The following is a 22,724-nucleotide window of genomic DNA, read 5'->3' as shown; positions in this document are numbered from 1 at the left end:
AAAAGCCCCGCCCCAACACAGGTTGGGGCGGGGCGCTTCACATCAACACGTGTCCCGCTTAGCGGAACATCGCGCTGATCGATTCTTCGTTGCTGATGCGGCGTACCGCTTCAGCGACAACCGGTGCGATATCCAGCTGGCGGATACGATCACAGGCTTGAGCAGCGGCGGACAGCGGAACGGTGTTGGTCACCACCAGCTCGTCCAGTACCGACTTCTCGATGTTCTCGATGGCGCGGCCCGACAGGACAGGGTGCGTGCAATAGGCGTAAACCTTGGCAGCGCCGTGCTCTTTCAGGGCTTTGGCCGCGTGGCACAGGGTGCCGGCGGTGTCGACCATGTCGTCTACCAGGATGCAGGTGCGCCCTTCGACGTCGCCGATGATGTGCATAACCTCGGAGTGGTTAGCCTTTTCGCGGCGTTTGTCGATGATACCCAGATCGACGCCCAGGGACTTGGCGACAGCGCGTGCGCGCACGACACCACCGATGTCCGGGGAGACGATCATCAGGTTCTCGAAACGCTGGTCTTCGATGTCGTCAACCAGTACGGGCGAGCCGTAGATGTTGTCGACGGGGATATCGAAGAAGCCTTGGATCTGGTCAGCGTGCAGGTCGACGGTGAGTACACGGTCGATACCTACGACAGTGAGCATGTCAGCAACAACTTTGGCGCTGATGGCTACACGTGCCGAACGCGGACGGCGGTCCTGGCGGGCATATCCGAAGTAGGGAATCACGGCGGTGATTCGGGATGCTGAGGAGCGGCGGAAGGCGTCGGCCATCACTACCAGTTCCATCAGGTTATCGTTGGTCGGGGCACAGGTCGGCTGAATAATGAAAACGTCTTTACCGCGAACATTTTCATTGATCTCAGTACTGATCTCGCCGTCGGAGAATTTACCGACAGAGACGTCACCGAGAGGGATATGCAGCTGACGTACGACACGCCGAGCCAGATCGGGGTTAGCGTTCCCCGTAAAGACCATCATCTTGGACACGCGCAGTACCTGAAGGCTGAGGGTATACCTGGATGAGTATAAGGAAAATGGCAGGGGCGGCTGGATTCGAACCAACGCATGGCAGGATCAAAACCTGCTGCCTTACCGCTTGGCGACGCCCCTGTATCTGTTGCTGCGAACGCTCATGCGCTCGACTTCTTGACCAGACTTTGCAGCTTGCGATGCAACATCGAAATATTGCTTCCTTTCGCCACAAACCCTGTTTGGGTCGCTGAAAGAAGGGCCAGAACTTTATCAGCTTCGGCTTTGCTTGGGAAGGCCCCAAACACACAACTTCCAGTGCCGGTTAGTCGAGCCTCAGTGAATTTTCCCAGTGAATTCAACGCATTGCGAACTTCTGGGTAATTCTGCTCTACCACCGGTTGGCAGTCATTTCGACTGTTTCCCTCGGGAACGGGGCGCATCTTAAGGGGGAGAGAATCACGTGTCAACTGTGGATGTGAAAAAATTTCTACTGTGCTGACAGACACTTGCGGCACCAGCACGACATACCAGGGTTCGATCGGGTCGACCGGGGTCAGTTGTTCGCCTACGCCCTGCGCGAATGCTGCGTGGCCGCGTACGAACACCGGCACATCGGCGCCCAGGCTAAGCCCCAGTGCGGCCAGGCGGTCTTCGTCCCAGTCCAGTTGCCACAGGTGGGCCAGGGCGAGCAGGGTGGTCGCGGCGTCCGAGCTGCCACCGCCGATACCTCCGCCCATGGGCAGTACCTTGGTCAGCCAGATGTCGGCGCCAAGCGTGGTGCCCGATTGTGCTTGCAACATGCGCGCGGCCCGTACGATCAGGTTGCTGTCGTGGGGGACGGCCTCGATCTCGGTGTGCAAGCGGATCACGCCATCGTCACGCAGGGCAAAACTCAGTTCGTCGCCATGGTCTAGAAACTGAAACACCGTTTCCAGTTCGTGGTAACCGTCTGCGCGGCGGCCGATGATGTGCAGCCACAGGTTGAGCTTGGCCGGGGCGGGCAGGGTGAGCTTTTGCATGCGATCAATGCCCCAGCTGGCGCGGCTGCCAGTCCTTGACCACCAGGGTCACATCCAGGTCCTTGCCGTGCAGCTTCAGGCGCTCGGGCAACCAGTAGCCGTTCTGTTCGGTGTAGCTCAGGTACTGCACCTGCCAGCCATCCTGGTCGAGGCTGGCCAGGCGGCTGTCGCCATCCAGGGTCAGCTTGCTCTTGCTGTCGGGGGCGGGCAGGCCGCGCACCCACCAGACCAGGTGCGAAACCGGCAGTTGCCAGCCCAGTTGCTCTTCCAGCAGCGCTTCTGGGCTGGTGGCTTCGTAGCGGCCCTGGTTGGCCACTTCCAGCACCACGCCACCCGGGCGGCCGGTAAGGCGTGCGGCGCCACGGCCCAGCGGGCCGGCCAGGCGAATGTCGTAATAGTCCTGACGTTGCAGCCAGAACAGCGTGCCGCTGCCGGAATCGCGCGGGGCACGGATACCGACCTTGCCGTTGATCTGCCAGCCATCGAGGCTGCTCAGCTGCGCTTTGTGGGCGCGCCACTGCTGCGGGTCGCCGTGGCCCTGCAGGGCCTCGCGGCTACCGAAGCCGGCACAGCCGGCCAGCAGGGCGATCATGGTAAAGGTGATGCAATGGCGCAGGAACATGGCGTTAAAGAGTCTCGGATCCGGTCAGGCGCAAAAGGGTCTTGCGCAGGATAGGGCTGTCGGCCTGGGCCTCGAAGCCCTTGGCCCATACATGGCGAGCTTCGCGGCGCTTGCCGTTGGCCCACAGTACTTCGCCCAGGTGGGCGGCCACTTCGTGGTCGGGGAAGTTGGCAAAGGCCTGGCGCAGGTAGGTTTCAGCGACGTCGAGGTTGCCCAGGCGATAGTTGACCCAACCCAGGCTGTCGAGCACTGCCGGGTCATCGGGGGTCAATTGGTGGGCCTTGTCGATCAGTGCCTTGGCTTCGGCATAGCGGGTGGTGCGGTCGGCCAGGGTGTAGCCCAGGGCGTTCAGGGCCATGGCGTTTTCTGGCTCGCGGGCGATGATGGCGCGCAGGTCTTTTTCCATCTGCGTCAAATCGTTGCGCTTCTCGGCCAGCATGGCGCGGGTGTAAAGCAGGTTGAGGTCGTCCGGGTAGCGCTGGATGGCTTGCTGCAGCACCTGATTGGCCTGGGCGTCCTTGTTGTTGTTGCTGTAGCTTTCCGATTCGATCAGGAATAGCTGGATGGCGTAGTCTGGCTGGGCTTCGCGTGCTTCGGCCAGCAGGCGCGAGGCATCGCTGCCGCGACCGTTGGCGATCAGGATGTCGGCCTGACGCAGCTGTGCCGGCAGGTAGTCTGGGCCTGGGCCGACCAGGGCGTATTCATCCAGAGCGCCAGCAGGGTCGTGGCGCTCCTCGTGGATGCGGCCCAGGTTCAGGTGCGCGGCGTCAACGTAGCTGTCGCGCTCGATCAGCTCCTGCAAGTAGCCTTCGGCTTCATCCCAGTCTTTGTTCTCCAGGCACACCAGCGCCAGCGAGTAGCGCAATTCGTCATCATCGGGGTATTGCTGGACCAGGCTGATGAACTCGCCTTTGGCATCGGCGATACGGTCCTGTTCGACCAGGGTGCGAGCGTAGGTGAGGCGCAGGCGTTTGTCGTCCGGGTTGTCGCGAATCGCCCCGCGCAGCAGTGGCAGGGCCTCTGGACCACGGTCCAGGGCCTGTAGCAGACGGGCGCGCAGCAGGATCGGGGCGACTTCGCCGTTTTGTGCCGGGTGCGACTCAAGCAGTTCCAGGGCTTCTTCGGTCTTGCCGTCCTGGTTCAGCAGCAGGGCCTTGCCGAATATCAGCTGGCCGTTGTCGGGGTATTTCACCAGCAGGCGTTCGAAACTTTGCAGCAGGCCGTCGCGGGTGCTCTGGTCGGTTTCGGCTGCGGACAGGGCGAGGAAGTCGAAGTGGGTGTCGCCCTGGCCCTGCAGTACCTTTTCCATGTAGGCCATGGACTCGTCATAGCGGCCGGCGCGGGCCAGCTGGATGGCGGCGGCGCGCTGGGCGTCGAGGTTCTGCGGGTCGTTGCGCGCCCAGACCAGTGCATTCTCCAGTGACGGCTCGTCGGCGCCGAGGTACTCGGCAATGCGGTAGGCGCGCTCGGAAACTGCTGGGTCCTGGGTTTTTGCCGCCTGATCGGTGTAGTTGGCCAGGGCGATGTCGAAACGGTTGCGCTGGCCGGCCAGCTCTGCCACCAACAGGCTATAGAGTGTGTCCTGCTTGAACGAACCATACACCACGGGCTTTTCCGCCTCTGCCTTGCCAGCTTCGGCGACGGGAGGCTCGGCCTTTTGCGGGGCCAGGCTCTGGCAGCCCTGGAGCAGGGCGAAGGCAAGCAGCAATGCGTATGGTTTGTTCATAGAAAGGCTTATTAGGAGGACTCACCGGCGGTCGGAGCATGATGACACAAGCGCGTAGGCAAACCCACCTGCGAAGGTATGAAGCTACGCTTAGCCTATGCAGACCGCACTGCGCGCGCAGGGTTCGCCCCAGGCTGGCCACGATGCCCAGCGTTCGTGCTGTTGTTCTGCTTCTGCTTCTGCTTCTAAGCGCGCGGTAGTTCAGGCGACGCAGATTGCGACTTCAGGAGGCCGAGCGCAGGGCTTGCGGAGGGAGGTGACGGGCATGGATGCCCGTCAAGCGCTGGGCCCCAGGATGGGGCCTGCAGCGCGGTCCTCCCGGGAGCAAGCCCGGAGCGAGGGGACCCCGGAGCGTAGCGTAGGGGCCGGATGATGGGAGCCGACGGTTTTGGTTACTTTGGCCACGACCAAAGTAACCCGCCGGAAGGGCGGAAAGGTGAATAGGCGCCTACATCGTGAATGAATGTCTACTTGATGTGAAAGCGCACAACCCAAAGGCCCAAAAGCTCAAAAGCTCAAAAGCTTAAGCGCTGGTTCTGATCGGGCGTACAGTCCGTTTGCGATGGCGACGCCGACTCACCTTTCCGCCCTTACGGCGGGTCCCTTTTTGTCGTGGCAAAAAGGGACCAAAAACCGTCGGCTCCCATCATCCGGCCCCTACGCTGCGCTCCGGGGTCCCCTCGCTCCGGCCTTGCTCCCGGGAGCACGCGCTGCAGGCCCCATCCATGGGGCCTCAGCGCTTGACGGGCATCCATGCCCGTCATCTCCCTCCGCAAGCCCTGCGCTCGGCCTCCTGAAGTCGCAATCTGCGTTGCCTGGACTACCGCGCACTTAGAAGCAAAATCAAAAGCGAGAAGCGAATTCGGTGATCGGCCGGGCATCGCCGATGCATTCGGTGACGTTTTGCCCGGTCATCTGGATAAGGATATCGCCGACATGGCTGCCCTCGGCCTGGTGTACCTGGAAGAACGTCGTTGCTCTTGCTCTTGCTCTTGCTTTGGCTTTTGCTTCTAAGCGCGCGGTAGTCCAGGCGACGCAGATTGCGACTTCAGGAGGCCGAGCGCAGGGCTTGCGGAGGGAGGTGACGGGCATGGATGCCCGTCAAGCGCTGGGCCCCAGGATGGGGCCTGCAGCGCGGTCCTCCCGGGAGCAAGCCCGGAGCGAGGGGACCCCGGAGCGTAGCGTAGGGGCCGGATGATGGGAGCCGACGGCTTTGGTTACTTTGGCCACGACCAAAGTAACCCGCCGGAAGGGCGGAAAGGTGACTACGCGCCACCTTCGCGAATGAATACCTATTTAATGTGGATGCTCACATCCAAGAAGCAAGAAGCAAGAAGCAAACTCGTCTGTTTTGACTCGGCGAACCGTCCATTTGCGATGGCGACGCTGACTCACCTTTTCGCCGGTATGGCTCACCCACATGGGTTACAAATCAGTTCACGCACATAGGTAACAGCCTTTAACTGGCAAGGACTGCGTTCGGCCTCCTGAAGTCGCGAAGATCAGAAGCAGATCAAAAGCGGGAGTGAAACCTGAAATCAACGTTGATACTGGCCCGCGAGCGGCGATAGCCGCAGGACTATCAGCACAATAGCGAACGGTGGTTGTCCTGAAACCTGCGAAAGAGGACAATTATCGGCTTCCCGTCACAACCAGCGACCTTGCATGGCCTTTCTTGCACTTGGTATCAACCATAAGACTGCCTCGGTAGACGTACGCGAGCGCGTGGCGTTTACCCCAGAGCAGCTGGTAGACGCCCTGCAGCAGCTCTGCAGACTGACGTCCAGCCGCGAGGCGGCGATCCTGTCGACCTGCAACCGCAGTGAGCTCTATATAGAGCAGGACCACCTGTCCGCCGACGCCGTGCTGCAGTGGCTGGCCGACTATCACCGCCTCAGCCTCGACGAGCTGCGCGCCAGCGCCTACGTGCATGAAGAGCACGAAGCCGTGAAGCACATGATGCGCGTGGCCTCGGGCCTGGACTCGCTGGTTCTCGGCGAGCCTCAGATCCTGGGCCAGATGAAGTCCGCCTACGCCGTGGCCCGCGAAGCCGGTACTGTCGGGCCGTTGCTTGGGCGCCTGTTCCAGGCCACCTTCAGCGCCGCCAAGCAGGTGCGTACCGATACGGCCATCGGTGAAAACCCGGTTTCGGTTGCGTTCGCCGCGGTCAGCCTGGCCAAGCAGATTTTCGCCGACCTGGGCCGCAGCCAGGCCCTGCTGATCGGTGCCGGCGAAACCATCACCCTGGTCGCCCGCCACCTGCACGAGCAGGGCGTACGCCGTATCGTGGTGGCCAACCGCACCCTCGAGCGCGCCAGCATCCTGGCCGAGCAGTTCGGTGCGCATGCCGTGCTGCTGGCAGACATCCCCCAGGAACTGGCCAACAGTGACATCGTGATCAGTTCCACCGCCAGCCAGTTGCCGATCCTGGGCAAGGGCGCGGTCGAGAGCGCACTGAAACAGCGCCGACACAAGCCGATCTTCATGGTCGACATCGCTGTACCTCGCGATATCGAAACCGAAGTAGGCGAGCTGGACGATGTCTACCTGTACACCGTCGACGACCTGCACGATGTAGTGGCAGAAAACCTCAAGAGCCGCCAGGGGGCGGCTCAGGCGGCCGAAGAGCTGGTATCCGTGGGCGCCGAAGACTTCATGCTGCGCCTGCGCGAACTGGCGGCAGTGGACGTGCTCAGGGCCTATCGCCAGCAAAGTGAGCGCCTTCGCGACGAAGAACTGCAAAAGGCCCTGCGCCTGCTGGCCAATGGCGGCAACCCCGAAGACGTGCTGGCCCAGCTGGCCCGGGGCCTGACCAACAAACTCCTGCATGCGCCCAGCGTGCAGCTGAAAAAGCTCTCGGCCGAGGGCCGCCTCGATGCGCTGGCCATGGCCCAGGAACTCTTTGCCCTCAATGAGGGCTCCACGGACAAATCCCCGCAATGAAAGCGTCGCTGCTGAACAAACTGGAAATCCTCCAGGACCGTTTCGAAGAACTCACCGCCCTGCTCGGTGACGCCGAGGTTATTTCCGACCAGACGCGTTTTCGCGCCTACTCCCGCGAGTATGCCGAGGTAGAGCCGGTCTACGCTGCTTATAAAGAGTGGCGCAAAGTCCAGGACGACCTCGAAGGTGCCCAGGCGCTGCTCAAGGACAGTGACCCGGACCTGCGTGAAATGGCCGTGGAAGAGGTGCGTGAAGCCAAGGAGCAACTGCTGACGCTGGAGGCGCAGCTGCAGCGCATGCTGCTGCCCAAAGACCCCAACGACGGTCGCAACGTGTTTCTGGAAATCCGCGCCGGTACGGGTGGCGACGAGGCAGCCATCTTCTCTGGTGACCTGTTCCGCATGTATTCGCGCTACGCCGAAAAGCGCGGCTGGCGCCTGGAAATCTTGTCCGAGAACGAAGGCGAGCACGGCGGCTACAAGGAAATCATTGCCCGCGTCGAGGGCGAGAATGTCTACGGCAAGCTCAAGTTCGAGTCCGGTGCACACCGGGTTCAGCGTGTGCCCGAGACCGAGTCCCAAGGCCGTGTCCACACTTCCGCGTGCACGGTGGCGGTGCTCCCCGAGCCGGACGAGCAGGCCGCCATCGAAATCAACCCGGCCGACTTGCGCGTGGACACCTACCGTGCCTCCGGTGCCGGCGGCCAGCACGTCAACAAGACCGATTCGGCGATCCGTATCACCCACTTGCCCACCGGTATCGTGGTCGAATGCCAGGAGGAGCGCTCGCAGCACAAGAACCGTGCTCGCGCCATGTCCTGGCTGTCGGCCAAGCTGAACGATATGCAGACCAGTGCCGCGCAGAACGCCATTGCCAGTGAGCGCAAGCTGCTGGTGGGGTCCGGTGACCGCTCCGAGCGCATCCGCACCTACAATTATCCACAGGGGCGGGTGACCGATCACCGCATCAACCTGACCTTGTATTCGTTGGACGACATCCTCAGCGGTGGCGTAGACGCGGTGATCGAACCGCTGCTGGCCGAATACCAGGCCGATCAACTGGCCGCCTTGGGGGACTGATGACTGTCATCGCCAGCCTGTTGCGCAACGCGCAGTTGCCTGAATCGCCCACTGAGCGCCTGGATGCCGAACTGCTGCTGGCTGCGGCCATCGGTAAATCGCGCAGCTACCTGCATACCTGGCCCGAGCGTATCGTCAGCAGCGAAGATGCCGAGACCTATGCCGGCTACCTGCAGCGCCGCCGTGGCGGCGAGCCAGTGGCCTATATCCTTGGGCTGCAGGGCTTCTGGAAGATCGACCTGGAGGTTGCGCCGCATACCCTGATCCCGCGGCCGGATACCGAACTGCTGGTCGAGACGGCGCTTGAACTGCAACCCGCTTCGCCAGCCAAGGTTCTCGACCTGGGTACGGGTACGGGGGCCATCGCTCTGGCGCTGGCCAGCGAACGCCCGGCCTGGCAGGTGACAGCGGTTGACCGGGTGGAGGAGGCTGCTGCCCTCGCCGAGCGCAACCGCCAGCGGTTAGGCCTGGCCAACGCTCGGGTACGGCTAAGCCACTGGTTCGACAGCCTGGCCGGGGAGCGTTTCGACCTCATTGTCAGCAACCCGCCCTACATCGCCGCTGAAGACCCGCACCTGGTGGCCGGCGACGTGCGCTTTGAGCCCAGCAGTGCCCTGGTGGCCGGTGCCGATGGCCTGGACGACCTTCGCGTGATCGCCGCCCAGGCCCCCGCGCACTTGTTGCCAGGTGGTTGGCTGCTGCTGGAACATGGCTACGATCAGGCGGCAGCGGTACGCGCTCTGCTGGCTGAACATGGCTTTATCGAGGTGGCCAGCCGCACGGACCTGGGCGGCCATGAACGCATTACCCTGGGGCGACTGCCATGCTGAGTGATCAGGAACTGCTGCGTTACAGCCGCCAGGTGCTGCTGTCCCAGATCGACATCGATGGCCAGCTGCGGCTCAAGCAGAGCAAAGCGCTGATCATCGGGCTGGGTGGCCTGGGCTCGCCAGTCGCCCTGTACCTGGCCGCCGCTGGCGTGGGTGAGCTGCACCTGGCCGACTTCGACACCGTCGACCTGACCAACCTGCAACGCCAGGTCATCCACGACAGTGCCAGCGTCGGCATGAGTAAGGTCGACTCGGCCTTGCAGCGCTTGCAGGCAATCAACCCGGAAGTCAGCCTGGTTGCTCACCGCCAGGCACTGGACGAGGACTCGCTGGCGGCTGCGGTGTCGGCAGTCGACCTGGTACTGGACTGCTCCGACAATTTCTCTACCCGCGAGGCGGTCAACGCTGCCTGTGTCGCCGCCGGCAAGCCGCTGGTCAGCGGAGCGGCAATCCGTCTGGAAGGCCAACTGTCGGTGTTCGACCCGCGGCGCGACTACAGCCCGTGCTACCACTGCCTGTACGGGCATGGTAGCGAAGCCGAACTGACCTGCAGCGAAGCTGGCGTCATTGGCCCACTGGTGGGGCTGGTGGGTAGCCTGCAGGCGCTGGAGGCAATGAAGTTGCTGGCTGGCTTCGGTGAGCCGTTGGTCGGCCGCTTGCTGTTGATCGATGCCCTCGGCACCCGTATCCGCGAGCTTCGTGTCAAGCGCGACCCGGCTTGCACGGTCTGTGGTAAGCGCGATGGCTGAGCGCTCGGCGCCGATCGGCGTCATGGACTCGGGGGTTGGCGGTTTGTCGGTGCTGGCCGAGATCCAGCGCCTGCTGCCCAACGAAACGTTGCTGTATGTGGGCGATTGCGGGCATATACCCTACGGTGAGAAGTCGCCGGACTATATCCGCGAGCGCTGCCGGCACATTGCCGGGTTCTTCCATGAACAAGGCGCAAAGGCCATGGTGTTGGCCTGCAACACTGCCACGGTGGCGGCAGTGGCTGACCTGCGTGAGTTGTATCCGACCTGGCCGTTGGTGGGCATGGAACCGGCCGTCAAGCCTGCAGCGGCAGCCACCCGCTCGGGCGTGGTCGGTGTGCTGGCCACCACCGGTACCCTGCAGAGTGCCAAGTTCGCAGCCTTGCTCGACCGCTTCGCCAACAACGTACAGGTTATTACCCAGCCTTGCCCGGGGCTGGTCGAGCTGATCGAAGCCGGTGACCTTGTAAGCCCAGCGGTGCGCCAGCTGCTGCAAGGTTATGTGCAGCCGCTACTGGCTGCAGGTTGCGATACGCTGATCCTCGGCTGCACCCATTACCCTTTCCTTCGCCCATTGCTGGCCGGCATGGTCCCGGATGACGTGGCCATCATCGACACCGGCGCGGCCGTGGCGCGTCAGTTGCGACGGCTGCTGGGTGCCAATGATCTATTGGCCGAAGGCCCGGCCGGCGCTGCACGCTTCTGGACAAGCGCTGACCCAGAAGCCTTAAGAAAAATCCTACCTGTGCTGTGGCATAAGTCTGACGATGTGCAAAGCTTTGCGTTGTGAAAAAAACGTGAAAAAAGGCTGAACTATCGTTCCACTTCTGCTTTCTACCGCTTTGCCTGAGATGAGGCGGACACTAACAACAGCATCAGAAAGAAGGATGTTTCTTATGAGGAAACTGCTCGGCTTGGCAGCGGCTGCTGCCTTTGTTTTGGGGCAAACGATGTCGGCACAAGCTGCCGATGTTTCGTTTTCGGTGGGGCAGACCGGCGATTCGACAATGGTTTACCGGCTAGGGCTGCAATCGAATTGGGATGCGAGTTGGTGGCAGACCAGCGTTGGTCGGCTGACCGGCTATTGGGATGGGGCCTACACCTACTGGGATGGCGACGAGACCGCAAGCAATCACAGCCTGTCCTTCGCGCCCGTGTTCGTCTATGAATTTGCCGGGGAGTCGGTGAAGCCTTACATCGAAGCCGGGATAGGGGTAGCGGCGTTCTCCAGCACCGAGCTGGAAAGCAACGAGCTGGGTTCGGCTTTCCAGTTTGAGGACCGCATCGGCTTTGGTTTGCGCTTTGCCGGCGGGCATGAGATTGGGGTGCGGGCGATTCACTATTCCAACGCGGGCATCAAAGAGCCCAATGATGGTGTAGAAAGCTACAGCCTGCATTACAGAATGGCGCTCTGAGTTCGCCTGCATTCGCCACTTCGCGGGCAATGCCCGCTCCTGCCGGCATACCACAGTACTCAAGGTCTGGGTAATTTGCAGGAGCGGGCTTGCCCGCGAAGACGGTAATGCTGATTTCAGGTGTTAACGCGCCAGCGGCCACAGGCTACTGAGGTCCAGCGTCTCCAGGATCAGTTCGGGTTCTCTCTGAGGCCAACGCCGCAGCAACTCCTCTGCGGCACTGCCGGGCGTCCACTCCTCCGGTATCGCCTGTGCCGACGTTAGCGTAACCTTCAACGATTGTGGCCCTACAATGGTCAGTGCTACCCCTTGGTCCTCAAGGGCCTTGCGTTGCTCACGCATCCATTGCGGCAAATTGTTCCAGCCCGCAGTCACCTGTGTCGGTGCAAACAGCTGCAACGCCGAATAGCGGTTGAAAAGCGCCATCACCTGCGGCGACCGACCCTTTTCCAGCAACGGCAGCGCTTTGCTCAGGCAATGCTCTGCGGCCAGCTGGTTGGTAGTGACGATCGCTTCGATCAGCTCACTGTCACTGGCATTGTCTGGCAGGTAATCGGTGGTGCCGGTGTTGAGGATCAGCCCGTCCAGCGAACACCAGGCATGGCAAATTTGTTGGCACGCATGGCTGACGTGTTGTTCTTCATGCAACTGCCACGGCAACCGCAACAATTGGCTGCCGTAGCGTGCCCCCAAAGCATCCAGTGCATCGCTATCCTTGCCACTCGCGGCAACGCGATGTCCTTCATCGAGCATCCGCTCCACCAAAGCCAAACCAAGTCCGTTGCTTGCGCCCGTAACCCAGAAACTGCGTGAGTTAATCAACACGTTATCCCCTAATTCTGCCGGCGTGGCAGCCCTTTGAACGCTTCCAGGGCCCGCTGGCGACTGCTGCTGAGATCTACGATTGGACTAAGGTAAGAAGTATTACCGAAAAGGTCCGTCGATTTAATGGGCTGATGGATGGCTTTTTCATCGAGTGCTTGTAGTTCTGGTACCCAGTGGCGAATGAAATGCCCCTGAGGATCGAAGCGCTGCGACTGCGAAACCGGGTTGAAGATACGGAAATAGGGCACCGCATCGGTGCCGGTGGACGCACTCCACTGCCAACCCCCGTTGTTGGCGGCCAGATCGCCGTCTATCAGGTTTCGCATGAAGTGTCGCTCGCCCTTGCGCCAGTCAATCAGCAGGTTCTTGCTGAGGAACATGGCCACGATCATGCGCAAGCGGTTGTGCATCCACCCGGTGTGCAGCAACTGGCGCATGGCGGCATCGATGATCGGGAAACCGGTGCGGCCCTGCTCCCAGGCCTCCAGGTCTGCCGGGGCGTCACGCCAGGGCAAGGCTTCGGTCTGGGCGCGGAAGGCGCGGTGGCGCGAGACCTGTGGATAACCGCTCAGGATGTGCTTGTAGAACTCCCGCCAGAGTAGCTCGTTTATCCAGGTCTGCACGCCCATGCTGCCACTGTCGAACTCGCCCCGGTTGCTGGCCAGTGCACCGTGCAAGCATTGGCGGGGCGAAATCACGCCGGCGGCCAGGTAGGGGGAAAGCTGGCTGGTACCAGGCTTGGCAGGTAAGTCGCGCAAGTGGTGGTAGTCGTCGATGGTTTCGTCCAGGAAGCGTGACAGGCGGGACTGTGCCTCAGCTTCACCGGCTGGCCAGTGGTCGCGCAGTGCGGGCGTGGTTTTTCCGAACCCCTCTACATGTTGCGGGATTGGGTCGCTGCCGATGTTCAGCGGGGCCTGGCGCTTCACCCGCCGTGCCAGGGCCGGCAGGCTGCGGTGCAGATGCTCCAGGCAGGTTTTCTTGAACTGGCTGAACACCTGGAAGTAATCGCCACTGCGAGTCAGTACGGTGCCCGGACGGAAGAACAGCTGGTCGAGGTAGCTGTGCGCCTGGATGGCCGACTTTTCCAGCAGTGCCCGGGTGGCATCATCCCGGCGCTGCTCATTGATGCCGTACTCCTCGTTCCAGTGCACGCTTTGCACCTGGTGTTGGCGACAGACATCGAGCACCGCCTGTGGCGCCTGGTCCCAGGTATCGATTGTGCGGATCAGCAGGGGTATGTTCAGCTTTTCCAGTGATTGGCGCAGGTCATGCAGGTTACGCAGCCAGAAGTCGACTTTGCAGGCGGCATCGTCATGGGCTTGCCATTGTCCGGGGCTGACCAGCCACAGGGCGATGGTCGGGCCGCGCTCGGTGGAGGCGCTGAGTGCAGTGTTGTCATCGATACGCAGGTCGCTGCGCAGCCAGGTCAGGTGCATGGGGCATTTATCTCTACAGGCTGTCGATCATGGGCTTGAAGCACGCGCAATGCCGCCTGCGGGGTGTCGAACAGGAAAAGGTCGGGTAGCTCAAAAGCCTTCAAGCGGGCTTCATGCAGCGCCAGCGTGGCACCACCCAACAGCTTGGGGATTGGTAAGCCTTGCAGGGTGCGCAGCAACGCCTTGTCGTCGATGCGTGGGCCCAAGTGCAGGAGTAAGGCGCGTGGTTTGAGCGCGTTGACGGCGCTTAGCAATTGCGGGCCTGCGACGGGCTGCTCGAGCACCTCGACCGGGAAGCCATTGCTGGTGAGCAGCCAGGCGCACAACCATAAGTCTGGGCTGAAGGTGCGTTCGCTGTCTTCGGCCAGCAGCACGGCGGGCCCTTGCAGCAGCTGGTTGTCGTGGTACACGCGGGCACCGAGCTTGCTGCGCAGCCAGCTGTGGAAAAACACCTGCTCCAGCCGAGCATTGAAGTAATTGCGCCAGCGCTGGTCGAGCATGTCGAGCAGCGGCAGCAGCAGTTGTTCGCACAGGGTGACTGCCGGGTACAGCGCCATGGCCTGGTTAAGTTGCTGGTCGAGGGCGCGCTGTGAAAGGCCGGCGATGGCTTCGATCAGCTGGAATTGCCTGGCTTGCCAGTCCCCCTTCGGTGGGGTGCTGGCGGGTTTGTCGAGCAACTCGCGGACTTGGCCGACCGACGCGCCACGCTGCAGCCAGGCCAGGACCGCCTCGACGCGTTCGACCTGCTCAAGTGGGTACAGGCGATGCCCCTTGGCAGTGCGCTGTGGCTTGAGCAACCCATACCGGCGCTCCCAGGCGCGCAGGGTGACCGGGTTTACGCCGGTGCGACGGGCAAGTTCGCCGATGGGCAGCAAGTCCTCAGACCGCATTGCGCAAACCCAGGCTCTCGGGGTGCGGCTGCAGGTAGGCTTGTTGCTGCAGGTAGGGGTCTGGGTGCTTGCGCAAATGGTGTTTGAGCAAGGTCAGTGGCACTACCAGTGGTACCACGCCTTGTTGGTATTGGCCGATGACTGCCTGCAACTCGGCCTTGTCCTGCTGCGTCAGGGCATCCTTGAAGTAACCGCTCAGGTGCTGCAGCACGTTACTGTGGGTGCCGCGGCTCGCGCAGCGGCGCAGGGCTTGCATCAGCTGGCTGAAATAGCGCGGGCCGATGCTCTGTGGTTCATCAGCCTTGCTCATGCTGCCAAGCAGGCGGCCGAGGGTGCGATAGGCCTGGGGGTTATTGGCCATCAGCAAATACTTGTAGCGCGAATGAAAGCGTACCAGCGCGCCACGGTTCAGGCCCTCGGCCAGCAGGCGCTGCCAGTCGGCGTAGGCGTAAACGCGGCTTATGAAGTTCTCGCGCAGCACGGGGTCATGCAGGCGGCCTTCTTCCTCTACTGGCAGGTCCGGGCGCAATGCACAGAAAGCCTGGGCATAGACGCCGCGCCCACCATGCACGGCCGGGTGGCCATTGTCCTGATAAACCTTTACCCGTTCCAGGCCGCAAGAAGGTGACTTCTGCATGAAGATGTAGCCGCAGATGTCGTCAAGTTCGTTGGCCATCTGCTCGCCATAGGTGCGCAGCGGGTCGGTCAGGTCCTTGCCGGGGTCGCGGGTGCCGACCACTTCGGGTTGCTCGGGGTTGCCGACCAGGCGAATCGGGTCGCGCGGAACACCCAGGCCGATTGCCACTTCCGGACACACAGGTAGCCAGTCGAAGTGCTGTTCCAGCTGTTTACGGCACAGGTCGGAGGCCTTGTGGCCGCCGTTGTAGCGCACGCTGTGCCCGGTCAGGCAGGCGCTGATGGCGATACGCGGCTTGCGGTGGGCGGAAGGGTCGTGCATGGCTGCCTCCGAAAATAAACCTGTACGTGACTCGAAACTTGTACAGGTTTATTTCAGCACAGCGCTGAAGTTATGCAAACTAGTATTTTTGTATAGTTCGGCATCACTCAAGGTGTTCGAGCAAGCGCCGCGCCGCTTCCTGGCCACTGAGCCATGCGCCCTCGACGCGGCCGGACAGGCACCAGTCCCCACAGGCGTACAAGCCCTGGTCGGCATCGGCCAGTGCGCCCCACTCATGGTTGCTACTGGGGCGGGCATAGAGCCAGCGGTGGGCCAGGGCGAAGGTGGGCGGCGGTACCACGCAGCCGACCAGTTCGGCGAATTCACCCCACAACTGTTCGATCACTTCCTCCTTGGGCAGGTCGATGTGTTGCCGGCTCCAGTCTGAGGTCGCGTGCAGTACCCAGGTGTCCAGGTGCTCGTCGCGGCCGGGCTTGCTGCGATTGCGGGCCAGCCAGTCCAGCGGGTTGTCCTGCACGAAGCAGCCTTGCATTGGCGTATCCAGCGGTGCCTGGAAGGCGAGGGCGACGGCCCAGGTAGGTTCCATTTGCACGCCAGCGGCAACGGCAGCCAGCTTCGGTGTGGCGGCCAGAAGTGGCGTGGCCTGCGGAGCCGGGACGGCGATGACCACACGGCTGTAGGGGCCGTGGCTGCAACCTTCGGTGTCTTGCAGGTGCCAGTACTGCTTGCCGCGAAACACTTCCGCTATGCGGCAGCCGAAGTTGACGGTGGCGTCCTTGAGCAAGCCGCGGGTAATGGCGCTCATGCGTGGCACGCCTACCCAGCGCGTCTGCTCGTCAGGGGAGGGGGTGAGTTCGCCGTCACGGTAGTTATACAGTTGAGGCTTCCATTGTTCGGCCCAGCCGGCGGCCACCCATTGCTGCACCTGATCGACAAAGCGTCGGTCACGGGCAGTGAAGTACTGTGCGCCCAGGTCGAGCGCGCCGGCTTCGCTGCGCTTGCTGGCCATGCGCCCGCCACTGCCGTGGCCTTTGTCGAACAAGTGCACGGATTGCCCGGCCTTTTGCAAAGCCTGGGCGGCTGACAAACCGGCGATGCCGGCCCCGATGATGGCGATAGGTATTGTCATGATGGCCTCTTCAAACCTTGCTGTGAGCAGACTACGCTGTCAGGCAAACCTGTACAATGCAAAAATTCTGTATAAGGTTATTCCGTGTTGGCGGGCAGGTTGGCCTATGTTTATCCGAGAGCGTCGGGTCAAAAAAGTGCCTTGCTGTTAAAAATAGACCACCGATGCATTCTGCGAGGACACAGCCATGCATATATTGCTGACAGGTGGCACCGGTTTGATTGGCAAGCATCTGTGCCAGTACTGGCTGGGCCAAGGGCATCGGCTTACGGTTTGGAGCAGGCGTCCTGAACAGGTGGCAAAAATCTGTGGTAGCGGGGTGCGTGGTATCGCGCGCCTGGAGCAGCTGGAGGCCGACGATCATCTTGATGCGGTGGTCAACCTTGCTGGTGCGCCGATTGCCGACAGGCCCTGGACGGCCGCCCGGCGCAACGTGCTGTGGGCCAGCCGTGTCACCCTTACCGAGCAATTGCTGGCGTGGTTGGGCACCCGTGAGCAGCGCCCGGAGGTGCTGATCTCCGGCTCTGCGGTAGGTTGGTACGGAGACGGTGGCGAACGCGAACTGACCGAGGCTTCACCCCCGGTGCGTGAAGATTTCGCCAGCCAGTTGTGCATTGCCTGGGAAGAGACCGCCCAGCGTTCGCAAGCCCAGGGGATCCGCGTGGTACTGGTCCGTACTGGCCTGGTGCTGGCCAGCGATGGCGGCTTTTTGTCGCGCCTGCGCATGCCCTTCAAACTGGGGCTGGGCGGGCCTTTGGGCGACGGGCGGCAGTGGATGCCCTGGGTTCATATAGACGACCAGGTCGCCCTGATTGATTTTCTCTTGCAGCGCAAGGATGCCAGCGGTCCTTATAATGCCTGCGCGCCGGAGCCTGTACGCAACCGTGAGTTTGCCAGGCGACTGGGCCGAGCCCTGCATCGGCCGGCGCTGTTGCCAGTGCCGGCATTGCTGCTCAAGGCCGGGCTTGGCGAGATGTCGACCTTGCTGCTGGGAGGCCAGCGGGCGCGCCCGGTACGCTTGCTGGAAGCAGGCTTCACCTTCCGTTTCAACGATCTGCAATCGGCGCTGGACAACCTGTCCAGTGGCCTCTGACATAGGACGCTGCATGACCGATCACGCCCTGCTGCTGGTCAACCTGGGTTCCCCGGCCTCCACCTCGGTGGCCGATGTGCGCCGTTACCTCAACCAGTTCCTCATGGACCCGTACGTGGTCGACCTGCCGTGGCCGGTGCGGCGCTTGCTGGTGTCGCTGATCCTGATCAAGCGCCCTGAGCAGTCGGCACACGCCTACGCTTCGATCTGGTGGGAGGAGGGCTCGCCTCTGGTTGTGCTGACCCGTCGCCTGCAGGCAGCGATGGTCGAGCACTGGCCCCATGGCCCAGTGGAAATTGCCATGCGCTACGGCCAGCCAGCGTTGCCTGATGTGTTGGAGCGGCTGGCCGCCCAAGGTGTGCGCAAGGTGACTTTGGCGCCGCTTTATCCACAGTTCGCCGACAGCACGGTGACCACGGTGGTCGAGCTGGCAAAACAGACCGTCAGCGAGCGCCAGTTGCCGTTGCAGATGCGTGTGCTGCAGCCGTTCTACGAGCATCCGGCGTACATCGAGGCACTGGCTGCCAGTGCCCGGCCGTACCTTGAGACGGGTTACGACCACCTGCTGTTGAGCTTCCATGGTTTGCCGGAACGGCACCTGAAAAAGCTGTTTCCGAAAGGGGTCAAGCACGACCTGCGTGCTGCCGATTGCTGCCACGGTGCAACCGCCGAAGTACGTTCGGTTTGCTATCGCGGGCAATGCCTGGCCACGGCCAAAGCCTTTGCGCAGAAAATGGGCATACCTGATGGCAAGTGGTCGGTATCGTTCCAGTCGCGGCTGGGCCGGGACAAGTGGATCGAACCCTACACCGAGACGCGGTTGGATGAACTGGCCAAGGCCGGTGTGAAGAAGCTGCTGGTGATGTGCCCGGCATTTGTGGCGGATTGCATCGAGACGCTGGAAGAGATAGGCATGCGTGGCAGCGAGCAGTTTGTCGAGGCGGGTGGCCGGGAGCTGGTGCTGGTGCCGTGCCTGAATGATCACCCGGAGTGGGTGAGGGTGTTGGCTGATATGAGTGAAAAGGCCTGAATCGAAGGGGCCGCCTTGCGGCCCCTACCGACCGTTTATACATCCAGCTTCTTGTGCTTCCAGCTGTCATTACCCGGCAGAATCAGGTTCAGCGCAATAGCCACAATGGCGCACAGGGCGATGCCCTTCAGGCCCCAGTCATCCGGGCCGTCACCGCTGCCGATCAGCACGCCGCCGATACCGAACACCAGTGTCACCGAGACGATCACCAGGTTGCGTGCTTCGCCCAGGTCAATCTTGTGGCGGATCATGGTGTTCATGCCCACCGCTGCAATCGAGCCGAACAGCAGGCACAGAATGCCGCCCATCACCGGCACCGGGATGCTCTGCAGCAGCGCGCCGAACTTGCCGATGAACGCCAGGGTAATGGCGAAGACCGCCGCCCAGGTCATGATCTTCGGGTTGTAGTTCTTGGTCAGCATCACCGCGCCGGTCACTTCGGCATAGGTGGTGTTGGGCGGGCCGCCGAACAGGCCGGCTGCAGTAGTCGCCAGGCCGTCGCCCAGCAACGTCCGGTGCAGGCCAGGCTTCTTCAGGTAGTCACGGCCGGTCACGCTGCCCACTGCAATCACCCCGCCGATATGCTCGATCGCCGGCGCCAGCGCAACCGGGACGATGAACAGAATGGCCTGCCAGTTGAACGCAGGGGCGGTGAAATTGGGGATTTCCAGCCACGGTGCGGCAGCGATCCTGGCGGTGTCGACCACGCCAAAGGCGAACGACAGGGCAAAGCCCACCAGCACGCCGGAGATGATGGGCACCAGGCGGAAAATGCCCTTGCCGAATACGGCAACGATCAAGGTTGTCAGCAGCGCTGGCATCGAGATCAGCATGGCCGTCTTGTATGGCATCAGCGCTGTACCGTCCCCACCTTTGCCCATCGCCATGTTGGCGGCGATCGGTGCCATGGCCAGGCCGATGGAGATGATCACCGGGCCGATCACCACCGGCGGTAGCATGCGGTCGATGAAACCGGTGCCTTTGATTTTTACCATCAGGCCCATGAAGGTGTACACGAAGCCAGCAGCCATTACGCCGCCCATGGTCTCGGCCAGGCCGAACTGGCCTTTGGCGAGGATGATCGGCGTGATGAAGGCAAAGCTCGAGGCCAGGAACACCGGTACCTGACGTCCGGTGACCAGCTGGAATAGCAGGGTGCCGATGCCGGCGGTGAACAGCGCGACGTTCGGGTCGAGGCCGGTGATCAGGGGCATCAGCACCAGCGCGCCGAATGCCACGAAGAGCATCTGCGCGCCCGAAACGACCTGGCGCCAGAGCGGGTCGTTGAAGCCGTCCTGCATGGTCAGGCGTCCTTTTGCTTGGTGCCGAAGATCTTGTCACCGGCATCACCCAGGCCTGGCACGATGTAGCCGTGCTCGTTCAGGCGCTGGTCGATCGAGGCGGTGTAGATCTTCACGTCCGGGTGGGCTTTTTCTACCACCTCGATGCCTTCTGGCGCGGCGACCAGCACCATGGCGCGAATCTCTTTGCAGCCGGCCTTTTTCAGCAGGTCGATGGTGGCAACCATCGAGCCGCCGGTGGCCAGCATCGGGTCGATGATCAGGGCCAGGCGCTGGTTGATGTCCGGCGCGAGCTTTTCCAGGTAGGTGTGGGCTTCGAGGGTTTCTTCGTTTCGGGCAACGCCGACGGCGCTGACCTTGGCACCCGGGATCAGGCTGAGCACGCCGTCGAGCATGCCGATGCCGGCGCGCAGGATCGGTACTACGGTGATCTTCTTGCCGGCGATTTTTTCAACCGAGACCTTGCCACACCAGCCGTCGATCTCGTAGGTTTCGAGGGGCAGGTCCTGGGTGGCTTCATACGTCAGGAGCGCGCCGACTTCCTGGGCGAGTTCGCGAAAATTCTTGGTGCTGATATCGGCACGGCGCATCAGGCCAAGCTTGTGGCGGATCAGCGGATGGCGGATCTCACGAGTGGGCATAGGGGAGGGCTCCGAAAGGCGGGCAAAAAAACCGCGCTAGATTAATCTATTCAGCCTGTGCTGTCGTCTGGTCATTCTGGACGTTAGTCCATAAATGCTTGATCTGTGACGAGCGGATGCGTACCTTTGCCCGCTTTTCCAAAATGCCCCCCCGGAGAGCGCCATGTCCGCCGATCTCGAGCATATCCGTCAAGTCATGCGTGAAGCTGACTGCCTGTACACCGAAGCCGAAGTCGAAGCGGCCATCGCCAAAGTCGGCGAGCAGATCTGCAAGGACCTGCACGACAAGAACCCGGTTGTGTTCTGCGTGATGAACGGCGGCCTGATCTTCTCCGGCAAACTGCTGACCCACCTGCAGTTCCCGCTGGAAGCCTCCTACCTGCACGCTACCCGCTACCGCAACCAGACCAGCGGCGGCGAGCTTTTCTGGAAGGCCAAGCCGGAAGTGTCGTTCATCGACCGTGACGTGTTGATCGTTGACGATATCCTCGACGAAGGCCACACCCTCAGCGCCATCATCGAGTTTTGCAAGCATGCCGGCGCCCGCTCGGTGTACACCGCTGTGCTGATCGACAAGGATCACGACCGCAAGGCAAGCCCTGACCTCAAGGCCAACTATGTGGGCCTGCCTTGTGTCGATCGCTATATCTTCGGTTACGGCATGGACTACAAAGGGTACTGGCGCAACGCTAACGGCATCTTCGCCGTAAAGGGGCTGTAACCGTGCGCCAGCCTGCGTTCATCGACCAATCGCTGTTCGCCGGGCTGGCCGAAAAAGCCGCTGCCAACCCGCGCGGGCGGCAGCACCATAACTTTCACGCTATGGAAGAGCCCTGCCACCGCATGGCGGTCGGGCTGCAACCGAGCACCTACATTCCGCCGCATCGCCATGTGAGCGCCGACAAGGCTGAAACGTTGATAGCGCTCAAGGGGTGCTTTGGCCTGCTGATCTTCGATGAGCAAGGCGCGGTGACTGACAAGCGGGTGCTGCAGGCCGGTGGCGACTGTCTGGGTGTGGATCTGGCGCCTGGTACCTACCATGGCTTGGTGGTGCTTGAGCCCGACAGCATCCTGTTCGAGTGCAAGGCTGGGCCATACCGACCAGTGGGCGAGGGCGAGCACGCACACTGGGCGCCGCGCGAGGGTGAAGCCGGCGTGGCCGATTACCAGGCCTGGATGCGCGCGCAGTTCGATTGATATCGGCTGTACCCGGCATGCTAGAGTGCTCCTTCATACAAGGAGCCTCACATGCGTGCGATTCTTCCCCTCCTGCTGGCGGTCAGCCTGCCGCTCGCTGCCGCACCGCTGCACAGTCAGTTCCTGCCACCGGATGACCAGTCCCTGCGCCAGGAAGCGCCGACCAGCCAGCAATTGCTGCAAGTGACTGACTATTCGGTGGTCGTAGGGGCCCAGCGCCAGTCCGATCAGCAGCCGATCCCGATCACATCGTCGTTGCAGGTGCGCCTGAAGGGCAAGCCGCTGAGCAAGGGCGCGACCATTGCCCAGGTGCTGCTGACGTTCGATGGTGAAGCGGCCAAAAGCCTGAAAAAGCCTGTGTATGACGCTAAAACCCGCACCTTGAGCCTGAATTACCCGGTCAGCAACTACCGGGTGGTCATGGACCTGCTGCGTAACGAAACCCTGTACGTGCAGTTTCTGACTTACGGCAACGGCCATATCTGGGCCGACCTGCACACCGGGACGGTACGTACGCGTTGAGGCGTGAAGCCTGCGGGGGGTAAACTGCCGGCCTTCGAAATTCCGTGATGGTCCAGTTGGAGTCGGCAATGCGTAAAGACAAGAAACAGGTAATCGGTGACGAAATCAGCGACGACTACATCAAGTCGTTCCTTCAGTTCGAGCCGGCCGATGGTGTGACTTCGCCGTCGCTGCACAAGCTGGTCAAGGCCTACCGCGGCCTGCGCGTGGACGACTTTGAGCGCTTTGTAGGCTTCTTCGTCGAAGCTGGCCTGGACCTGGATGGCAAGGACGAGCACGGCAAGACCTTCGTCGAGCAGATTGCCGACCAGCGCAATGCCCCTGAGTACATCGAGATCATCGATAAAGCCCGTGGCTGATGGGTAACCTGCCC

General features: G+C 62.0%; 23 protein-coding genes, 1 tRNA gene and 1 pseudogene. 12 read left to right on the top strand and 13 right to left on the bottom strand.

The annotated features are described in order from the left end of the window. Window positions 1-58: 58 nt before the first annotated feature. From AA098_RS23805 to AA098_RS29355, 6 genes and pseudogenes are all read right to left on the bottom strand, one after another. Window positions 59-1,000 carry a ribose-phosphate pyrophosphokinase gene (locus tag AA098_RS23805; RefSeq protein ID WP_003247410.1) on the bottom strand — a complete coding sequence of 314 codons (942 nt, stop codon included), beginning with the start codon at window positions 998-1,000 and terminating at the stop codon, window positions 59-61. A 48-nt stretch (window positions 1,001-1,048) separates the two neighbouring features. Continuing rightward, a tRNA-Gln gene (locus AA098_RS23800) sits at window positions 1,049-1,123 on the bottom strand. 20 nt (window positions 1,124-1,143) lie between these two features. Further along, window positions 1,144-2,004, bottom strand: coding sequence for a 4-(cytidine 5'-diphospho)-2-C-methyl-D-erythritol kinase (ispE, locus tag AA098_RS23795; RefSeq protein WP_019750445.1), 861 nt, complete (start codon window positions 2,002-2,004; stop codon window positions 1,144-1,146). Between the two features lie 4 nt (window positions 2,005-2,008). Continuing rightward, window positions 2,009-2,626, bottom strand: coding sequence for a lipoprotein insertase outer membrane protein LolB (gene lolB, locus AA098_RS23790; protein ID WP_003247402.1), 618 nt, complete (start codon window positions 2,624-2,626; stop codon window positions 2,009-2,011). Between the two features lie 4 nt (window positions 2,627-2,630). Next, the gene (locus AA098_RS23785) at window positions 2,631-4,352 is read right to left on the bottom strand and encodes a tetratricopeptide repeat protein (protein WP_003247399.1); all 1,722 of its coding nucleotides are present in this window, start codon (window positions 4,350-4,352) and stop codon (window positions 2,631-2,633) included. 861 nt (window positions 4,353-5,213) lie between these two features. Next, window positions 5,214-5,321, bottom strand: a pseudogene (locus tag AA098_RS29355) (3-deoxy-7-phosphoheptulonate synthase); the annotation flags it as partial. 696 nt (window positions 5,322-6,017) lie between these two features. Between AA098_RS29355 and hemA the strand changes: the two are divergent. The 6 genes from hemA (at window position 6,018) to AA098_RS23755 (ending at window position 11,368) form a co-directional block, all read left to right on the top strand. Beyond that, window positions 6,018-7,295 (top strand): glutamyl-tRNA reductase, encoded by a 1,278-nt coding sequence (gene hemA, locus AA098_RS23780; RefSeq protein WP_003247394.1) that lies wholly within the window; start codon window positions 6,018-6,020, stop codon window positions 7,293-7,295. Beyond that, window positions 7,292-8,374 carry a peptide chain release factor 1 gene (gene prfA / locus AA098_RS23775; RefSeq protein ID WP_003247392.1) on the top strand — a complete coding sequence of 361 codons (1,083 nt, stop codon included), beginning with the start codon at window positions 7,292-7,294 and terminating at the stop codon, window positions 8,372-8,374. The genes hemA and prfA overlap by 4 nt, the downstream gene beginning before the upstream one ends. Continuing rightward, entirely contained in the window at window positions 8,374-9,204 is an 831-nt protein-coding gene (gene prmC / locus AA098_RS23770; protein WP_004575885.1) for a peptide chain release factor N(5)-glutamine methyltransferase, read from the top strand. The genes prfA and prmC overlap by 1 nt, the downstream gene beginning before the upstream one ends. Then, a complete protein-coding gene (locus AA098_RS23765; protein WP_003247388.1) occupies window positions 9,198-9,953 on the top strand; it encodes a molybdopterin-synthase adenylyltransferase MoeB in 756 nt (251 codons plus the stop codon). The genes prmC and AA098_RS23765 overlap by 7 nt, the downstream gene beginning before the upstream one ends. Then, window positions 9,946-10,743 carry a glutamate racemase gene (gene murI / locus AA098_RS23760; protein ID WP_003247387.1) on the top strand — a complete coding sequence of 266 codons (798 nt, stop codon included), beginning with the start codon at window positions 9,946-9,948 and terminating at the stop codon, window positions 10,741-10,743. Before AA098_RS23765 ends, murI begins: the two co-directional genes overlap by 8 nt. Window positions 10,744-10,849: 106 nt before the next feature. Next, complete coding sequence (locus AA098_RS23755; protein WP_004575884.1) at window positions 10,850-11,368, top strand: acyloxyacyl hydrolase; 519 nt, start codon at window positions 10,850-10,852, stop codon at window positions 11,366-11,368. 123 nt (window positions 11,369-11,491) lie between these two features. On the opposite strand, the gene AA098_RS23750 is transcribed toward AA098_RS23755, so the two are convergent. The 5 genes from AA098_RS23750 to AA098_RS23730 form a co-directional block, all read right to left on the bottom strand. After that, entirely contained in the window at window positions 11,492-12,190 is a 699-nt protein-coding gene (locus AA098_RS23750) for an SDR family oxidoreductase (protein ID WP_033725213.1), read from the bottom strand. An 11-nt stretch (window positions 12,191-12,201) separates the two neighbouring features. Further along, the gene (gene phrB / locus AA098_RS23745; RefSeq protein WP_004575883.1) at window positions 12,202-13,629 is read right to left on the bottom strand and encodes a deoxyribodipyrimidine photo-lyase; all 1,428 of its coding nucleotides are present in this window, start codon (window positions 13,627-13,629) and stop codon (window positions 12,202-12,204) included. Beyond that, on the bottom strand, window positions 13,620-14,519 hold the full coding sequence (locus tag AA098_RS23740) for a MerR family transcriptional regulator (protein ID WP_003247379.1): 900 nt from the start codon (window positions 14,517-14,519) through the stop codon (window positions 13,620-13,622). The genes phrB and AA098_RS23740 overlap by 10 nt, the downstream gene beginning before the upstream one ends. Further along, entirely contained in the window at window positions 14,509-15,477 is a 969-nt protein-coding gene (locus AA098_RS23735; protein WP_003247377.1) for a DUF523 and DUF1722 domain-containing protein, read from the bottom strand. Before AA098_RS23735 ends, AA098_RS23740 begins: the two co-directional genes overlap by 11 nt. A 103-nt stretch (window positions 15,478-15,580) precedes the next feature. Further along, window positions 15,581-16,567 (bottom strand): NAD(P)/FAD-dependent oxidoreductase, encoded by a 987-nt coding sequence (locus tag AA098_RS23730; protein WP_003247375.1) that lies wholly within the window; start codon window positions 16,565-16,567, stop codon window positions 15,581-15,583. 187 nt (window positions 16,568-16,754) lie between these two features. Between AA098_RS23730 and AA098_RS23725 the strand changes: the two genes are divergently transcribed. Next, window positions 16,755-17,660, top strand: a complete 906-nt coding sequence (locus tag AA098_RS23725) for a TIGR01777 family oxidoreductase (protein ID WP_003247373.1) — start codon at window positions 16,755-16,757, stop codon at window positions 17,658-17,660. 13 nt (window positions 17,661-17,673) lie between these two features. Next, window positions 17,674-18,690 (top strand): ferrochelatase, encoded by a 1,017-nt coding sequence (hemH, locus tag AA098_RS23720; RefSeq protein ID WP_003247370.1) that lies wholly within the window; start codon window positions 17,674-17,676, stop codon window positions 18,688-18,690. 35 nt (window positions 18,691-18,725) lie between these two features. On the opposite strand, the gene AA098_RS23715 is transcribed toward hemH, so the two are convergent. Together AA098_RS23715 and upp are read right to left on the bottom strand one after the other, a co-directional pair. Next, window positions 18,726-19,991 (bottom strand): uracil-xanthine permease family protein, encoded by a 1,266-nt coding sequence (locus AA098_RS23715; RefSeq protein ID WP_003247369.1) that lies wholly within the window; start codon window positions 19,989-19,991, stop codon window positions 18,726-18,728. 2 nt (window positions 19,992-19,993) lie between these two features. Then, window positions 19,994-20,632, bottom strand: coding sequence for a uracil phosphoribosyltransferase (gene upp / locus AA098_RS23710; protein WP_003247366.1), 639 nt, complete (start codon window positions 20,630-20,632; stop codon window positions 19,994-19,996). Between the two features lie 163 nt (window positions 20,633-20,795). Here upp and AA098_RS23705 point away from each other — a divergent pair, with 163 nt between their 5' ends. The 4 genes from AA098_RS23705 to AA098_RS23690 all read left to right on the top strand — a co-directional run bounded on the left by AA098_RS23705 (window position 20,796) and on the right by AA098_RS23690 (window position 22,710). Then, complete coding sequence (locus AA098_RS23705) at window positions 20,796-21,353, top strand: hypoxanthine-guanine phosphoribosyltransferase (RefSeq protein WP_003247364.1); 558 nt, start codon at window positions 20,796-20,798, stop codon at window positions 21,351-21,353. 2 nt (window positions 21,354-21,355) lie between these two features. Further along, window positions 21,356-21,829 carry a WbuC family cupin fold metalloprotein gene (locus tag AA098_RS23700; protein WP_003247362.1) on the top strand — a complete coding sequence of 158 codons (474 nt, stop codon included), beginning with the start codon at window positions 21,356-21,358 and terminating at the stop codon, window positions 21,827-21,829. A gap of 51 nt (window positions 21,830-21,880) precedes the next feature. Then, window positions 21,881-22,351: a hypothetical protein gene (locus tag AA098_RS23695; RefSeq protein WP_003247361.1), complete on the top strand. Its 471-nt coding sequence runs from the start codon at window positions 21,881-21,883 to the stop codon at window positions 22,349-22,351. Between the two features lie 68 nt (window positions 22,352-22,419). Continuing rightward, the gene (locus tag AA098_RS23690; protein WP_003247360.1) at window positions 22,420-22,710 is read left to right on the top strand and encodes a PA4642 family protein; all 291 of its coding nucleotides are present in this window, start codon (window positions 22,420-22,422) and stop codon (window positions 22,708-22,710) included. Window positions 22,711-22,724: the final 14 nt, after the last annotated feature.

It is taken from the genome of Pseudomonas sp. JY-Q (genome assembly GCF_001655295.1).
GTDB lineage: Bacteria > Pseudomonadota > Gammaproteobacteria > Pseudomonadales > Pseudomonadaceae > Aquipseudomonas > Aquipseudomonas alloputida.
Note: the sequence above shows the minus strand (reverse complement) of the source record. Positions and strands in the feature narration are given on the sequence as shown.

Coding starts and splice junctions, on each gene's coding strand:
- prfA (WP_003247392.1), top strand. CDS start 7,292: ATGAAAGCGTCGCTGCTGAACAAACTGGAAATCCTCCAGGACCGTTTC.
- hemH (WP_003247370.1), top strand. CDS start 17,674: ATGACCGATCACGCCCTGCTGCTGGTCAACCTGGGTTCCCCGGCCTCC.
- AA098_RS23735 (WP_003247377.1), bottom strand. CDS start 15,477: ATGCACGACCCTTCCGCCCACCGCAAGCCGCGTATCGCCATCAGCGCC.
- AA098_RS23695 (WP_003247361.1), top strand. CDS start 21,881: ATGCGTGCGATTCTTCCCCTCCTGCTGGCGGTCAGCCTGCCGCTCGCT.
- AA098_RS23740 (WP_003247379.1), bottom strand. CDS start 14,519: ATGCGGTCTGAGGACTTGCTGCCCATCGGCGAACTTGCCCGTCGCACC.
- lolB (WP_003247402.1), bottom strand. CDS start 2,626: ATGTTCCTGCGCCATTGCATCACCTTTACCATGATCGCCCTGCTGGCC.
- AA098_RS23785 (WP_003247399.1), bottom strand. CDS start 4,352: ATGAACAAACCATACGCATTGCTGCTTGCCTTCGCCCTGCTCCAGGGC.
- ispE (WP_019750445.1), bottom strand. CDS start 2,004: ATGCAAAAGCTCACCCTGCCCGCCCCGGCCAAGCTCAACCTGTGGCTG.
- AA098_RS23730 (WP_003247375.1), bottom strand. CDS start 16,567: ATGACAATACCTATCGCCATCATCGGGGCCGGCATCGCCGGTTTGTCA.
- upp (WP_003247366.1), bottom strand. CDS start 20,632: ATGCCCACTCGTGAGATCCGCCATCCGCTGATCCGCCACAAGCTTGGC.
- AA098_RS23725 (WP_003247373.1), top strand. CDS start 16,755: ATGCATATATTGCTGACAGGTGGCACCGGTTTGATTGGCAAGCATCTG.
- AA098_RS23705 (WP_003247364.1), top strand. CDS start 20,796: ATGTCCGCCGATCTCGAGCATATCCGTCAAGTCATGCGTGAAGCTGAC.
- murI (WP_003247387.1), top strand. CDS start 9,946: ATGGCTGAGCGCTCGGCGCCGATCGGCGTCATGGACTCGGGGGTTGGC.
- AA098_RS23715 (WP_003247369.1), bottom strand. CDS start 19,991: ATGCAGGACGGCTTCAACGACCCGCTCTGGCGCCAGGTCGTTTCGGGC.
- AA098_RS23755 (WP_004575884.1), top strand. CDS start 10,850: ATGAGGAAACTGCTCGGCTTGGCAGCGGCTGCTGCCTTTGTTTTGGGG.
- AA098_RS23765 (WP_003247388.1), top strand. CDS start 9,198: ATGCTGAGTGATCAGGAACTGCTGCGTTACAGCCGCCAGGTGCTGCTG.
- phrB (WP_004575883.1), bottom strand. CDS start 13,629: ATGCACCTGACCTGGCTGCGCAGCGACCTGCGTATCGATGACAACACT.
- prmC (WP_004575885.1), top strand. CDS start 8,374: ATGACTGTCATCGCCAGCCTGTTGCGCAACGCGCAGTTGCCTGAATCG.
- AA098_RS23690 (WP_003247360.1), top strand. CDS start 22,420: ATGCGTAAAGACAAGAAACAGGTAATCGGTGACGAAATCAGCGACGAC.
- hemA (WP_003247394.1), top strand. CDS start 6,018: ATGGCCTTTCTTGCACTTGGTATCAACCATAAGACTGCCTCGGTAGAC.